The sequence below is a fragment of the Leptospira levettii genome (assembly GCF_002812085.1).
Classification (GTDB): Bacteria; Spirochaetota; Leptospiria; order Leptospirales; family Leptospiraceae; genus Leptospira_A; species Leptospira_A levettii.
Genome location: NZ_NPDM01000001.1, coordinates 909,668 through 924,681 on the forward strand (window position 1 = coordinate 909,668; position 15,014 = coordinate 924,681).

Consider the following 15,014-nt stretch of genomic DNA (forward strand, 5'->3'; position numbering starts at 1 on the left):
GAATATGTCACCCAAATGGAAACTTCGCAAAAACCTACCATCCTATCGTTTGGTACAAACTGCACTTCCGGCACAAAGTTTAGCCTATATCTTAACGGTTATTTTTTTTCTCAGTGTTCTCATCTTACTTTATGTTCCATGGCAACAAACCACTATGGGGTTTGGTAGAGTGGTGGCGTATGCTCCACTGGATCGCCAACAAGTAATTGAATCTCCAATCAGCGGTAGAGTTGTAAAGTGGCATGTCCACGAAGGGACTCGTGTGAAAAAAGGAGATCCTATCATTGATATTTCAGACAATGATCCCAATTTTATCACTAGGATCAGAGAAGAAAGAAATGCACTTTTACAAAGACTCGAAGCGGCTCGTTCTAGAGAAGATAACATCCGTTCTAGGATCTTAAGTTTACGTTCTTCGATGGGAAGTGCAGTGAGTGCGGCAGACTCACGTAGGATGATGGCAAAGGACAGAGTGCGTGCCAGCGAACAAGCCGTAGATGCAGCTAAAGCAGCCTTAAAAACAGCGAATCTCAATTTAGACCGTCAAAAACAATTATGGGAAAAAGGTCTAACCTCCAAACGTACTTTAGAACTAGCAGAACTTGACCATACAAATGCGGAAACTGGCCTCGATCGTGCAAGAGCAGCTTATGATGCTGCTGTCAAAGAAGAACGTGCGTTAAATAGTGATACAGGCAAAGTCCAACAAGATGCAGAAGCTTCCATCAATGATGCCAAAGCATCACTTGCATCTGCACAATCTGAAGTTGCTAGAGTCTTAGAAGACCTCCCTAAATTAGAAGCAAGATTATCAAGGCAAGAAAACCAAGAAGTGTTTGCACCAAGAGATGGAACCATCATGAGAATCCTTGTAAATCCAGACACACAACAAGTGAAAGAAGGTGATGGAGTTGCCATCCTTGTTCCCGATGCGGAAGACAAAGCTGTAGAATTATTTATCTCAGGGAATGATATTCCGTTAGTTGGTGAAGGAAGGAAAGTAAGATTACAATTCCAAGGGTATCCAGTTTTACAAATCAGTGGTTGGCCAGAAACCGCTGTTGGTACTTTTGGTGGAGTGGTTAAACTTGTGGACATCACAGACAATGGTTCTGGAAATTTCCGTGTCCTTGTGGTCCCTGATAGTGAAGATCGCCAGTGGCCATCAAGTCGTTACCTAAGACAAGGGGTAAGAGCAAAAGGATGGATTTTTCTCAATCGAGTTAGCGTTGGTTATGAATTGTGGAGAAGGTTCAATGATTTCCCTCCAAATTTACCAATGGATGATCCTGAAATGAAATCGTTGTTAGATGAGAATGGAGGAGGAGAAAAATCAAAATGAAAACGCTTTTAAATCGATTTTTATTGGCGTTGTTATGCCCATTTGGGATGTTATTTTCTTTTTTATTGGAAGCAGATCCAACAAAAGATCCATTTGAATCCTTACATGGACCAAATATTTATACACAAGATTATATCAACCAACAACCGGGAGTATTAACACTTACTGAACTTTTAAGGTCTGTTGAGAAATCCTACCCCCTTGTACTTGCTGCTGAAAAACTATTAACGGAAACAGAATACAATTATTTAGCAGCCGAAGGTGCTTTTGATTTACAATTCAAAGCGATGGGTACAACCAAACCAATTGGTTATTACACTAATAATGGCGCGGACACTGTGTTCGAAAAACCAACTCCACTTGGTGGGACATCTTTTTTTGCTGGTTACCGCATCGGCCGTGGAAAATTTCCAGTTTATGACGGACGAAGAGAAACAAATGATTATGGAGAAGTAAGAGCAGGTGCTGTTGTTCCACTCATGCGAAACCGTGAGATTGATAAAAACAGAGCTGACCTCAGGAAAGCAGACATTGATCGTAAACTAGCTGAGTTATCTATCCAAAAGTTAAAAATTGAAGTCATTAAAGAAGCTACCAAACGTTATTGGAAATGGGTTGCGAGTGGCCAAGAGTATTTGGTCAACAAAGACTTGTTAGAGATTGCAAAGAACAGACAACAACAAATTAGCCAGAGAATTAAGTTAGGTGATATTCCCAAAATGGAAGGAACAGAAAATGACCGTGCCATTTTACAAAGGGAATCACAATTTGTTTCTGCTGAACGTGAGATGCAAAAAGCAGCAATTGATTTGTCTTTATTCTTACGTGCTGCGGATGGAAATTTGATTTTACCATCCACAGACAGGTTGCCCATAGGATTTCCAAAACCGATTGATTACAAAGGGCTTGAATTAGACAAAAGCATCAAACTCGCATGGAAGTTCCGACCAGAAATCCAAGACTATGAATTCAAACGAGAGAAAGCACGAGTGGACCAGGACATGGGTTATAACTCACTCAAACCACAAGTGGACTTGGTGGTAGCAGGATCACAGGACTTAGGGCCAGGTTCAGTCACAAGGTCTAAACCGGAACTAGAAGCTTCACTCGTGTTGAATGTTCCCATCCAAACAAGAAGGCCACGGGGGATGATTGGAGCAGCAGAAGCAAAAATTGCCCAACTTGACCAAGAATTACAATTTTCAAAAGACAAAATCAAAACCGAAGTCCAAGACGCAATCTCAGAAGTCATTGCTTCAGCCAAACGAGTGAACGTCACACAAAGTGAAGTCGAACTTGCAAGAAAATTGGAAGAGATGGAACGAGAACGTTTTGCCTTGGGAGATTCTACTCTTTTATTTGTGAATATTCGCGAACAGACAAGTGCGGAAGCAGCTGTGCGTGAAATTAAGGCATTGTACGATCATCATGTCGCAGTTGCCAACTTCCAAGCGTCAACAGCAACTTTTTTGCAAAATTCTCCTTCTCCTTAGTCGTATTTCTTTTGTAGAAAAAAAAACGACTTTCACATCTCAAGGAATTCCTAAAATTTTCCCTAAAGAAGGTATCTATGCACGGGGAAGAGTCACTTTTACAAGACATTGGTCTCAGTATTATATTTGCTACAGTTTTAAGTCATATTGCTCGTATTCTCAAACAGCCGTTAATCTTAGGATATATCATCGGTGGTGCTATGCTTGGGAAAGAGATGGGATTTGAACTTGTTACCAACGAAGCAAGTATCGAACTCATTTCCGAAATCGGACTCATCTTACTTCTTTTCATCATTGGTCTTGAGATCAATCTTGCGGAACTCGCCAAAATGGGAAAGGCGATGTTCACACTCGGTATCTTACAATTTACTTTATCTGTTGCTTTTGTGTATTCTGTATTTCCATTTTTCGGGCTTTCCATTGGTTCTGAAAAATTTGACCTTCTATACATTGCAGTTGCCCTCTCCCTTAGTTCCACATTAATCGTTGTTAAATTATTACAAGACAAGGTAGAGATCAACACTCTCTCTGGTAAATTAACCGTTGGGGTTTTGGTTTTCCAAGACATATGGGCCATTTTGTTTATGGGTGTACAACCCAACCTAAACAATCCAGAGATATTAAAAATTCTAACCTCAGTTGGAATTATTGTACTCCTGATTGCTTTTAGCTTTAGTGTTAGCCGTTACGTATTGGCCAAATTATACAAAGCATGTGCTAGTAGCCCTGAACTGATTCTCTTGACCTCCATTATGTGGTGTTTTTTGGTTTGTGGGATCGCTGGAGAAGCGGGTCTTTCCAAAGAGATGGGTGCACTTGTTGCAGGTATGAGTATTGCTGCTTTTCCTTACGGTGCCGATGTTATCTCTAAACTGATTGGTATCCGAGATTTTTTTGTGACCCTCTTTTTTGTGGCACTTGGTCTAAAAGTACCTCTTCCTAGTTTAGAGGTGATTGGGCTCTCTGCTGCGATTATCACTCTTATGTTATTTGTAAGGATGATTACCATTGCCCCTGTTATCATCAAACTCAACAAAGGGGTTCGAAACGGTTTTTTAACTGCACTCAACCTTGCTCAAATTTCCGAATTTTCGCTCGTAATCTTAGCGTTAGGTGCTGGTTTCGAACACATCACTCCGAAATTACAAGCAGTCATTTTAACTTCAACCATCATTGCATCTGTTCTATCTACTTATATCATTATGTTTAACCATAATATTGCCGCAACTTTCGAACGTTTACTCGCTCGAGTGGGAATCTCTGACCAAACCGAAGACGCAAGTAAAGAAGAGAAAGCCGGTCATGGTGGACACGGTGGTCATGGAGACGGAATGGTGCGAGACATCATAGTCCTTGGATACTTTCGGATTGCACGTGCCTTCGTGGAATACTTAGAGGACTTATCACCTTCCCTCATCAAACGGATCATCATCGCAGATTACAATCCAGCTTTCAAAGACGAACTCACAAACAAAGGGTTCCAATGGGCATATGCAGACCTTGCTCATCCCGATTCCTTATCCCATATCGGGCTTCATGATGCTTCGATGGTCATTTGTACCATCTCTGATTCATTTCTCAAAGGAACAAATAACAACCGTTTGCTTTCCACTCTTAGCAAATTAGCACCAAATGCAAAAATCATTTTGACAAGTGATGAACCTGGTGAAGCTAAAAAATTAGTCGCTGATGGTGCACAAAAAGTCATCATCCCAGGTGTGATCACTGGTGAATTTTTATATGAATACATTTCGCGAGGGATGCGAAATAACAACTAAGAGAATTGGATGATAAAATGTTGTTTCAGAACCTTATCTGATTTTACTTCGAATTTCGCTGAGAATTTCGATTTGAATCGCTTGGATTTTCATCATTTTAGACCATTGGTCCAGTAAAAGATGATCCACTTTTTCATGTAAGGTTCTGATTTCAATTTCAGATTTTAGATTAATTTTGTAATCGTTCTCTGAACGAATTCTATCTTTAACTTCTTGTCTGTTTTGACTCATCATAATGATGGGTGCTTGTATGGCTGCAACGCAAGATAATATTAAATTTAAAAGTATAAATGGATATGGGTCAAAGGCATTGAAATAAAGATAAAAACTATTTCCCAAAATCCAAAGGATTAAGACAGAAAAAAAAGCGATAATAAATTTCCAACTTCCGCCAAAGGATGCAACTTTGTCTGAAATTTTTTCACCCAATGTGATTGCTTCCGTTTTTAACGAGGTATCTATAGTCAAAATTTCGTTATCATTAATACTTTTGATAACTTCTCTTTCTAGATTTTCAATATTACCTTTTTCTTCTTCAACCAAATTGGTAATATACTTCATTCGAAATAGATTAAAATCATTTTTACAAATTTTACTTTGTTCATTCCAACCTGGAAAATCAGAATGAATCAATTCTACTATTTCGTGACCAATTCCAATGGCGCTGATCAATTGATTTTCTCGGAATGATTTTTGACACACATAACAAATGTTACTTTCCATCAGCTAAATCAGACCTTTTTCTTGGAACTCTCTAATCACTACTTCCAAGTCAGAAGGAGAATCCACACCCAAATTTGCTTTCTCTGCAAGAAACACCCCAATGGTTCCACCATTTTGTAAGGCTCGGAGTTGTTCCAAGGATTCAAACATTTCCCAATCAGAAGAAGGTAATTGGTTATAGGACATTAGAAAATCACGTTCATAGGCATAGATGCCTAGATGACGATGGTATTTGGCTTCAACTTTAAAGGAAGCAGGGATGGGAGAACGGGAAAAATAATTGGCTCTTGCATTTTTGTCGAAAACCACCTTCACCTTATTAGGGTCTTTAGGATCTTCTGAAGGAGAAAAAGGAACAGCGGCAGTAGTCATTTCCCAATTGCGGTGTTTGGATTTTAAATCCACCACACCATCAATGAGGTCTGTTTCCATCGCAGGTTCATCCCCTTGGATATTTACGATGATTCCATAATTGGGGTATTTAGTTGCGACTTCAATGATACGATCAGTTCCTGTCGGATGGTCTGGGCTTGTGAGAACAGACTCACCTCCAAATCCTATCACAACATCATGGATTCTTTTGTCATCTGTTGCTACCACCAAACGGTGGAAAGACTTTGACTTTGATGCATGGGTATAAGTCCACTGGATCATTGGTTTTGTACCAATGAGGGCCAGTGGTTTGCCAGGAAATCGTGTGCTCGCGTAACGCGCGGGGATCACACCAAGGATTTGGTCGGACATAGTCCTAGTTTACCAAGAACTCGGTAAAGTAAACCTCTTTGATTTTTCCATTCGTCAAAATGTGATTTAAGTGGGCTTTGATTTCCTCACGTAAATCCAATTGATTCGTTATGGATTTTAGATCATCTTTTGTTTTACGAGCAATCACCAAGTTGATGATGTTCTGCATTTGAGCCACACGTGCCGCAAGTTCTGCAGATAGTGCTGGTTGGCCTGATTCAAATCCAAGAGACATTTTCAACTTCACAAAGTGTGACTCTCCAACATCAGAAGTATTCACTCGGAACTCTTCCTGAAATGTGTAAACTTCCAAAGGAGGTGGAGCTTTCACAAGTGAGATATTCTTTTGTTGTTTGAACACACTTGTTGCTGTTTTTTGAGCAACAAACATCGATATTACGGTTACAATGATAATTCCAAAAATGGCCGCGGCGATGTACAATAACCATTTGACAATGGGGGACATCCCAGCAGAGGCGGAACTACCTTCGGCTAACCCACCTTCTTCTTCATCTACTTCACGGTCACCCATGTTAAAATTCTCCTTCTACATTTGTTTCAGTGTTTGGCAAACGAGTGTCAGGTAGTCCGTATTTACTTTCCCCTGGTCCTCGTTTTGTAGACTTCTCAGTTAAAATGATGATATCCACTCTTCTGTTAAAAGCCTTTGCTTCTGGTGTACCTTCATTTTCCAACACAAGAGGTCTGTAGGATCCAAAGCTCACTGCTTGGAACCAACTAGGCTCAATTTCTTCAGCATTGATCATAAAGACAGTAGCGTTCACAGCTCTCGCTCCCGCCAAATCCCAGTTATTGATATATTCTCTTTCTTCACGGCCAGGACGACTTACTGGATTCACAGCATCATCATCACTATGCCCTTCCACACGCACAAATCGTTCGAGTCCTTTGATAAGGCCCGCTGCTTTTCTTAAAGTCTCTCGAATAGCAGGTGTTAGAATCGCTGAACCTGGATAAAAATAATCAGCACCCACGAGAGAAATCACAAGGCCTCTCTCGTTTTCCGAAATCCGCACCTTTCCAGCTTCTACCTCTGGTTTGAATACTTCTTGTGCATCTTTTTTAGATTTGGATAGGTTACGACCAACCACTTGAGAAGGAAGAGACTCAATTTGCATTCCCATCTCTTCCAATGAACCTTTTGATAATGTTTGTCCACCTGTGAAAAATCCTGTGGTGGATTTAAATGCCGAGAGAATGATTTGCATTTCCTTTGCATCCGTTTTCCCTGTTGTATACAAAAGAATAAAGAAACAAAGGAGAAGTGTCACCATGTCCCCGTAAGTTGCCATGAACTCGGGAACTTTTTGGATACACTCAGGGCATTTTTCTTTTTTGGAAGCCATGGCTAAGGATTAATCTCCATCATCTTTTAAGGCAACACGTTCAGCTGGTGTTAAGAAACTCGCAAGTTTCTCTTTTACAATCCTTGGGTTATCACCTGATTGGATTGATAGTGTACCTTCTACCATTACTTGTTTGATCACAAGTTCATCTTCTGATCTACGTGTTAACTTTCTCACGACTGGCGCTGCAAATAAGTTCTGTGCAAGAGATCCGTATAATGTTGTAATAAGAGCTGTCGCCATACCTTGTCCAATGGCACTCGCATCCCCACCACCTAAGTTCTTTAACATCCCCACAAGACCCACAAGGGTCCCAAGCATTCCGAACCCTGGCGCAAAACCAGCGTAAGCATCCCACCAACCACGACCATACGCATGGCGTGATGCAGTGTTTCCAATTTCGGTTTCCATAATGTTTCGGACAAGTTCGGGATCCGTTCCATCCACAACAAGTTGGATTCCTTTCTTTAAAAATTCTTCCGGTAATTCGTTGATATCATCTTCTAAGGCAAGTAAACCTTCGCGACGTGCTTTTTCAGAGAAACTAACGAGTGTCGTGATGAGACCAGGTAAATCTGAAGGTGGATTTTGGAAGGCTTTTTTGGTCACCGCACCCACACCAATGGTGGATGTCCAAGGAAATGAAATGATCGTGGCAGCAGCAGCTCCACCAAATGTAATCATTACCGAGGGAATATCGATAAGGTCTGTTAATGCAAGACCCCCTGAAACCACCCCTAATAACATCAAGGCCGCTCCTAGGGCCAAACCAATGACTGTAGCTATATCCATTTCTTATGTTTCCTCAGGCCTTCTATCACTCACTCGAGGTAAGTTGTGGATTCTTGTTTGGTAAGTGATTACCTTTTCCACAACGTCCGCAACAGACTCCTGTACAATGAATTTCTTTTCATTCACAAGAGTGATGATCGTATCTGGATTGGCTTCAATTGTCTCAATCAAATCTGCATTGAGAACAAATTCAGCCCCTTTGAGTCGGTGTAAAATGACCAAGAGATCCCCCTTCAGAGATTTCTATTTATGTCTATCGACTACCTTTCGAATTTCGCTTACGAATTTTTCTTCCGTGAATCGATTGATGGAATTTTGGAAATCCCATCGTTTGAATTGGATTTTTTCTGCCCGTTTGATGGCGTCGTTTAAGGATTTTACGGTCTGTTCTTCAAAAAAGACACCTGTTTTGCCATCTTTTACCGACTCGAGAGCCCCACCTTTGCCATAGGCGATGACGGGTGTGGCATAGGCTTGGGATTCCACAGGTGTGATCCCAAAGTCTTCCATCCCTGGAAAAATAAACCCTCGTGCCTTTTTGTAAAGTTCAACCACTTCCTGGCGAGGTAACCCTTTTTTCCAAAGGATGTTTTTAGGAAGATTTTTTGTGAGTTTCCCTTCTTCTTGGCCCCCACCCACAAGGATGAGTGGTTTTCCATTTTCTCGGAAAGCTTCAATGGCTAAGTCAATTTTTTTATAAGGAGCAAAGGCCGAAACCATCAGATAATAATCATCTTTAGAATTATCATGCACTCGAAAGTCTTGGGGCAAACATGGAGGATAAATGATTTTATAATCTCGTCGGTAATACTTTTGAATCCTTCTTCCCACAAAATGCGAGTTACATGTAAAATAATCCACACGATTGGCAGAGGCAGCATCCCAAGTTCGTAGGTAATTGGCTATGGATTGTAAGAGGAAAAATTTAAAACCCTTCCTTGCCGGGAAATAATCATAATACATATCCCAAACATAACGCATAGGACTATGAACATAACTCAAATGAAACGTGTCGGGGTGAGGGATGACCCCTTTGGCAACACAGTGAGAAGAACTGATCACAACATCATACCCTTTTAGGTCCAATGTTTCAATCGCAGTTGGAAATAATGGCAAATAGTATCGATAGTACTTTTCTTTGAAAGGTAAATTGTTGGTGAAGGCTGTTGTGATCTTTCGATTTTCAATTCTTGCATTGAGTTTGCCTTTTGAGTAAAAAAGACTAAACAAATCTGCTTCTGGATAGGCCTTTAACATACTGTCGAGGACAACTTCTCCTCCTCGCATTCCAGTGAGCCAGTCATGTATAATTGCAACTTTCATTATTCTTGTGGTCCAATCCTTCTTCCCGTAATTGGCGTTGTACGGCCGTAATACGAAGCTGTTATTAAAAATGGTATCGGCATGGTGTTCTCCAAATTTCGAGAACTCTCCATGTACCTTCTTCCTTCTTTGCCGATGGCTTCTGCGTCTTTAATCGTCGCAAGAAGTTCATCATACATCTCAGTACTCCCAATGATTTTGGGAATTGTACCTTCTGTTTGGTTTAATTTATCGGTGATGGACCGAAAATCCAATGTGATTTGTCTTAGGTCAGAACGATTTTCTTCCATCGTGGCAGAAGTTGCTTTGAAAAAATCATCGAAATACCTGGCAGATGGTAAGTAATCAGGAGATTTTTCCCCTTCACGAAATGTGGGTTTAAAAAAGGCACGTTTCCCATCGGAACTACCTGGGTTGATATTGATGATCCTTCCTGAAAATAATGTCACTGTTTGGAAATCCACTTCATAATTATCCCAAAGGGTAAGTGGGTCCTCGAGTGCAATGTGTAATTCGATCGCATGATCCATGTTATGGTCAAGGAACCGTCTATCAGGAACATCCATGAGTGGCCTTGAGTCAATATGAGCAACATACCCTTTTTGGATCCCGAGAATTCTTACTTCTGTCCCTTCTTTGATCCCATCGATACGTGAATAAAATAACGAAAGTCGGTAAGGGTATTTTTTAGTGGGTCTGTCTGGCTCTATGACAGTCGTAAAAAATGCAAAAACTAAAATCGAAAAAAAAATGATACCAGTGATGGTTTCGTTATTTAATTTTTTTGATTTCACGGGGGACTCAAAGTACTTTCCCTCAAAAGAAAGAGTTGGCAAGCAGATTTTCCGTGAGTGAATGGGATGAGATGAAAGCAGTTACCATCCTCAAATACGATGAAATCGAACCACAATTGGAACTCCGTGAAAAAGAAATTCCAACACCGAAAGAAAACGAAGTCAGGATCAAAATCCACCTTTCTCCCATCAATCCATCGGATTTGATGTTCATTCGTGGTTTGTATGGATTCAAAAAAAAAGCTCCTGTCTCAGCAGGATTTGAAGCCAGTGGAACCGTCGATGCGGTCGGAAGTGCCATCAAAACATTAAAAGTGGGAATGGCAGTATCCTGCGTGGCTCCTCAAAATGATGGATCTTGGGCTGAGTATATGATCACAACGGAAGACAACTGTTTACCGTTAGTGGATGGTGTCACTCTCGATGAAGGATCTAGTTTTTTTGTAAACCCAATGACAGCTTGGGCGATGGTATCGCGATGCCAAAAAGAAGGACACCAAGCAATGATCCAAACTGCTGCTGCAAGTGCCCTTGGTAAAATGGTAGTTCGCCTTTGCAAAGAGAAAGGAATTCCACTCATCAATATTGTGCGAAAAAAAGAACAAGAAGATACCTTAACTGAAATTGGTGCAGAACATATTTTAAATTCCAGTTCACCTAATTACCAAAAAGACTTATTCAAACTTTCTAAAAAACTCAATGCAACGTATGCCATCGATGCAGTCGCTGGGGAAACAGCACAATCCTTAGTAGAATGTATGCCTTATGGTGCAAAAATAGTTTGTTATGGTGCTTTGTCTGAAAAACCTTTTTCGGTGAACTCAGGGATCATCCTTTTCCAAAACAAAAAAATTGAAGGTTTTTGGCTGTCTTCATGGATTTATGAAATTGGTTTGGAAGAGTTTCAAAAACAAGCAAAAGAAGCTCAAAAATACTTAAAGACTGTTTTCCAAACCAAAATCAACAAACGATTTAAGTTTGAAGAATACAAAGAAGGTTTAGAATTTTATAAACAACATATGACCGAAGGGAAGGTAGTGTTTGGTCCGTAACGTTGTAAAACAATTTGGAATCTGTTTTTTTATATCATTGGTATTCATCAATTGTATCAGTGATACCAAAAAAAATTTAGAAAGTCTAAAGGCGTGTAAGTTTGATTTGGTGGACGTTCGTGTCGAATTGAAACCAAATCCTAGTTTTCCTTTGTTACCACTTCTTGATTTGTACCCCCAAGTTTCTGTTACCAATCCAAATCCAACTAAAGTCAACATTTACGAATTTGATTTGGATATCGAACTCGTAACAAACCAAGGCAAAGAATACATTGGAAAACTACAAAACCAAACTCCTGTGGAAGTAGAACCAAATTCGGAAACACTTGTCGTTTTAAAACTTGTTCCCGAACAAAAAGGTTCTCTCCTTCCCAAATTACTTTTGTTAGCAAAACAATTGGGAGAGGCTGCAAAAAAAGGGGAAGAAGCAGAGTTTGAAATTTATGGAACCGTACAAATTGATAGTGTATTTGGAAAATTACCAGTCCCTGTTCGGGAAGTATCTCGGATCAAACTGAAACGATGAACCAAAAACTTCTCTCTATTTTTCTCTTCGCTAACATCACTTGTGTATTCTCTGGTTGTATCCAACATCGAGATGATTTGTTTTATTCTGCGCAAGAAGGGAACCAAAAGATTTTTGAAAAGTATACTTTAAAAAACTCGGCATGTGGTTCGAATAAATTACCTGGTGCACTGGCTTTAGGCAGAGTCAAAATCGACGATGCAAATCTTTGTTTTCGGGCCATCGAACTCACAACTTGCCCTGCTTGGAATACCGAAGGGTACACACCAGATTCTTGTAAGGCGATTGGAACCAGTTTTCGTTAACTATGTGGCGATATTTATTTGATTTATCAACTGCAGAAATGTTTCTTTTCGCGGCACTTGGACTTGCCGGTGTATTTTTATTATTATTTGGTAAACTCAGAAAAAAAGAATCATCCACGAACCTAAAATCTAAATCAAATTCCAATTCTGATGACAATACCAAGAATGTAGATGGTAAATCCAAAAAGGATTCCAAATCACCAAAAGATAACAACTTAAAAGTGATGGAAATTTTTGATTATAATGGAACAAAAATACTCCACCAAGATGGGGCTTACACTGTCAATGACCAAGGTGTTGTTACCAATTATATGAACTGGAATCTCCTGCCATCAAAATACCAAAAGATGGTAAAGGAACTCGATAATCGTTCGTTAGGGGAAAAAGGACAGGATTATTTTTTGGAAATGATCAATGGTTTTTATTATGTATCCCTGCCAGGAGGAAAAAAGAAGAGATACGACTCGATCCAAAGTATCCCGGCAGACATACGCAAACGATTGGGGGTATGACTTTATTTTATGTTGAAAGTACCTCTACTTTCTTTTTGCTTTTGATTTCTTGTTTTTGTTTCCGAACATTTGCCATTTCTTCTTTTTTAAGACGGTCTCTTTGAATGCCTTCTTCAATCACTTTTTTAGGTGGCTTTTTTAAGTCCCAAACAATCCCAAACCAACTTAATACTTTTAGAATGTAATAAGTGATATCAATTTCATACCAATAAAAACCTTGGTTCACCGACGAACAGTAGTAATGGTGGTTGTTGTGCCAACCTTCACCCATTGTGAGTAGTGCTAACCAAACATTGTTTTTACTTGTGTCTCTAGAATCATAACGAACCGACCCATACACATGAGAAAGGGAATTGATAGTCCATGTGGCATGGCCAAGGATAAAAGTGGATACAGCATAACCATACACAAGCCAAGCCCAACCACCAACCGCATACAATAGAATTGCATAGGAAAGAGGAGGGATCCAGTGGTTCCGATCAAGCCAACGTAATTCTGGGTATTTATAAAAATCAGGAATTAATTTCGCTTCATAATCATTATAATCATCTCTTAGAAACCAGAACATATGAGAATACCAAAACCCCTTTCGGCTTGGGGAATGGATGTCTTTTTCCGTATCAGAATATTTATGGTGGTTTCTGTGGTGAGCTGCCCACCATAGAGCACCTTTTTGCATTGCCATGGATCCGATCCAAGCAAGGACAAATTGGAAAACCCGCGAAGTCTTAAATGATGCATGGGAAAAGTAACGATGGTAAGCACCTGTGATTCCAAACATACGAAGGAAATAAGAACCAACCGCAACCCAAACCAGAGTCCAGGAAAAGGGGACGGTAAATACCGTTAAGACAGTCGCTTGGACAAGAAAAAATAAAACGAGGAAAAGTAAAGGTGCCTGTTCTTTGACAACAGGTTCCACCGAAGAAGATGCAGAATTCATTCAATAACCTATACTTATTGGAGTCTTTCCAAAGGGTTTGGTTGCAAAAAAATTCATTCTACTTGATTCCCGATTTGCCTCTCCTACCCTGTCCATAAACCCATGTCATCGAAAATCGTTGTCCAAAAATACGGTGGAACCTCAGTTGGTGACACCACCAAAATACAAAATGTGGCCAAACGCATCAAACGTTACCACGACGAAGGCCAAAAGGTTGCTGTTGTTGTTTCTGCAATGGGACATACTACAGACGAACTGGTAGACCTTGCTGATCAAATTTCGAAAAACCCGCCAAAACGGGAAATGGATATGTTACTTTCTACCGGGGAACAAGTATCCATTGCCTTACTTGCCATTGCTCTCAATGAATTAGGAGTTCCTGCACAATCGTTTACAGGTTCTCAATTAAAAATTTTAACAGATGGAAACTTTTCCAATGGTAAAATTGAAATGATCGATCGCTCCAGAATCGACGAAGCCTTTAACAAAGGAAAGGTGGTAATCGTTGCTGGTTTCCAAGGGATTGATAAAGACGAAAACATTGTCACCTTAGGACGAGGTGGAAGTGATACTTCAGCTGTGGCTCTCGCGGCAGCCCTTGGTGCAGATGAATGTGAAATTTATACTGACGTAGATGGGGTTTATACAGCTGACCCAAGAAAAATCCCAACTGCCAAAATGCACAAACAAATCACTTATGAAGAAATGTTGGAACTAGCAAGTTTAGGAGCTGGTGTCCTACATTCACGAAGTGTTGAATTAGGAATGAACTATAACGTGGTAATCCACGTTCGATCTAGTTTCCATGACAAACCGGGAACGTTAGTAATGAGTGAGGATAAAATTATGGAAAAAATGAAAGTTAGCGGAGTCACTGCAAAAGGGGACCAAGCACGTGTTACCATTGCTGATGTAAAAGACAAACCAGGCATCGCAGCAGACCTTTTCACTCAACTTGCCAACAAAGATGTGATCGTTGATGTGATCGTTCAATCCTCTCCAAGAGACGGAATTAATACAATTTCCTTTACAATTGCAAAAAAAGACATTGTCGCAGCAAAACCAATCATTGAGACCTATGCAAAAGACCATGGAAATGGAAAGGCAGAAATTGACGAAAATATCTCGATTGTTTCTGCTGTTGGAGTTGGAATGAAATCCCACGTTGGAGTGGCTGCAAAAATGTTCCAATCCCTTGCAGAAAAAAACATCAACATCGAAATGATTTCTACATCTGAGATTAAAATCTCTTGTGTCATCAAACAAAACCAAGCGGAAGACGCAGTAAAAGCTTTACACACTACCTTTATTGGGTAGTTT

Annotated in this window: 17 protein-coding genes; 8 read left to right on the top strand and 9 right to left on the bottom strand. The window is 40.1% G+C overall.

Features of this window, described 5'->3' with window-relative positions:
- Positions 1–4 precede the first annotated feature (4 nt).
- From CH354_RS04175 to CH354_RS04185, 3 genes are all read left to right on the top strand, one after another.
- Positions 5–1,342 carry an HlyD family secretion protein gene (locus tag CH354_RS04175; RefSeq protein ID WP_207764235.1) on the top strand — a complete coding sequence of 446 codons (1,338 nt, stop codon included), beginning with the start codon at positions 5–7 and terminating at the stop codon, positions 1,340–1,342.
- Entirely contained in the window at positions 1,339–2,835 is a 1,497-nt protein-coding gene (locus CH354_RS04180; protein WP_100725510.1) for a TolC family protein, read from the top strand. The genes CH354_RS04175 and CH354_RS04180 overlap by 4 nt, the downstream gene beginning before the upstream one ends.
- A gap of 77 nt (positions 2,836–2,912) precedes the next feature.
- Positions 2,913–4,613, top strand: coding sequence for a cation:proton antiporter (locus tag CH354_RS04185; protein ID WP_100720583.1), 1,701 nt, complete (start codon positions 2,913–2,915; stop codon positions 4,611–4,613).
- Between the two features lie 33 nt (positions 4,614–4,646).
- On the opposite strand, the gene CH354_RS04190 is transcribed toward CH354_RS04185, so the two are convergent.
- From CH354_RS04190 to CH354_RS04225, 8 genes are read right to left on the bottom strand one after another with little or no spacing between them, the layout of a single operon-like run.
- The gene (locus CH354_RS04190) at positions 4,647–5,315 is read right to left on the bottom strand and encodes a DUF1003 domain-containing protein (RefSeq protein WP_243395955.1); all 669 of its coding nucleotides are present in this window, start codon (positions 5,313–5,315) and stop codon (positions 4,647–4,649) included.
- A gap of 24 nt (positions 5,316–5,339) precedes the next feature.
- A complete protein-coding gene (gene kdsB / locus CH354_RS04195; RefSeq protein ID WP_100728663.1) occupies positions 5,340–6,080 on the bottom strand; it encodes a 3-deoxy-manno-octulosonate cytidylyltransferase in 741 nt (246 codons plus the stop codon).
- 4 nt (positions 6,081–6,084) lie between these two features.
- The gene (locus CH354_RS04200) at positions 6,085–6,612 is read right to left on the bottom strand and encodes a flagellar basal body-associated FliL family protein (protein ID WP_002972703.1); all 528 of its coding nucleotides are present in this window, start codon (positions 6,610–6,612) and stop codon (positions 6,085–6,087) included.
- 1 nt (position 6,613) lies between these two features.
- Positions 6,614–7,447 (bottom strand): flagellar motor protein MotB, encoded by an 834-nt coding sequence (gene motB, locus CH354_RS04205; protein ID WP_012387231.1) that lies wholly within the window; start codon positions 7,445–7,447, stop codon positions 6,614–6,616.
- A 9-nt stretch (positions 7,448–7,456) separates the two neighbouring features.
- On the bottom strand, positions 7,457–8,239 hold the full coding sequence (locus CH354_RS04210) for a motility protein A (protein WP_100725513.1): 783 nt from the start codon (positions 8,237–8,239) through the stop codon (positions 7,457–7,459).
- 3 nt (positions 8,240–8,242) lie between these two features.
- Positions 8,243–8,461 (bottom strand): flagellar FlbD family protein, encoded by a 219-nt coding sequence (locus CH354_RS04215; protein WP_100719985.1) that lies wholly within the window; start codon positions 8,459–8,461, stop codon positions 8,243–8,245.
- A gap of 21 nt (positions 8,462–8,482) precedes the next feature.
- On the bottom strand, positions 8,483–9,562 hold the full coding sequence (locus CH354_RS04220) for a glycosyltransferase (RefSeq protein WP_100719984.1): 1,080 nt from the start codon (positions 9,560–9,562) through the stop codon (positions 8,483–8,485).
- The gene (locus CH354_RS04225) at positions 9,562–10,356 is read right to left on the bottom strand and encodes an MlaD family protein (RefSeq protein WP_100725935.1); all 795 of its coding nucleotides are present in this window, start codon (positions 10,354–10,356) and stop codon (positions 9,562–9,564) included. The genes CH354_RS04220 and CH354_RS04225 overlap by 1 nt, the downstream gene beginning before the upstream one ends.
- A gap of 35 nt (positions 10,357–10,391) precedes the next feature.
- On the opposite strand from CH354_RS04225, the gene CH354_RS04230 reads away from it, so the two are divergent.
- From CH354_RS04230 to CH354_RS04245, 4 genes are read left to right on the top strand one after another with little or no spacing between them, the layout of a single operon-like run.
- Positions 10,392–11,408, top strand: a complete 1,017-nt coding sequence (locus CH354_RS04230) for a zinc-binding dehydrogenase (protein ID WP_239671429.1) — start codon at positions 10,392–10,394, stop codon at positions 11,406–11,408.
- Positions 11,398–11,934: an LEA type 2 family protein gene (locus CH354_RS04235; protein WP_100725515.1), complete on the top strand. Its 537-nt coding sequence runs from the start codon at positions 11,398–11,400 to the stop codon at positions 11,932–11,934. The genes CH354_RS04230 and CH354_RS04235 overlap by 11 nt, the downstream gene beginning before the upstream one ends.
- Positions 11,931–12,239, top strand: coding sequence for an LIC13255 family lipoprotein (locus CH354_RS04240; protein WP_100725516.1), 309 nt, complete (start codon positions 11,931–11,933; stop codon positions 12,237–12,239). The genes CH354_RS04235 and CH354_RS04240 overlap by 4 nt, the downstream gene beginning before the upstream one ends.
- 2 nt (positions 12,240–12,241) lie before the next feature.
- Positions 12,242–12,751 (top strand): hypothetical protein, encoded by a 510-nt coding sequence (locus CH354_RS04245; protein WP_100719980.1) that lies wholly within the window; start codon positions 12,242–12,244, stop codon positions 12,749–12,751.
- A 7-nt stretch (positions 12,752–12,758) separates the two neighbouring features.
- On the opposite strand, the gene CH354_RS04250 is transcribed toward CH354_RS04245, so the two are convergent.
- On the bottom strand, positions 12,759–13,694 hold the full coding sequence (locus CH354_RS04250) for an acyl-CoA desaturase (RefSeq protein WP_100719979.1): 936 nt from the start codon (positions 13,692–13,694) through the stop codon (positions 12,759–12,761).
- A 102-nt stretch (positions 13,695–13,796) separates the two neighbouring features.
- Here CH354_RS04250 and CH354_RS04255 point away from each other — a divergent pair, with 102 nt between their 5' ends.
- Positions 13,797–15,011 (top strand): aspartate kinase, encoded by a 1,215-nt coding sequence (locus CH354_RS04255; RefSeq protein WP_100719978.1) that lies wholly within the window; start codon positions 13,797–13,799, stop codon positions 15,009–15,011.
- Positions 15,012–15,014: the final 3 nt, after the last annotated feature.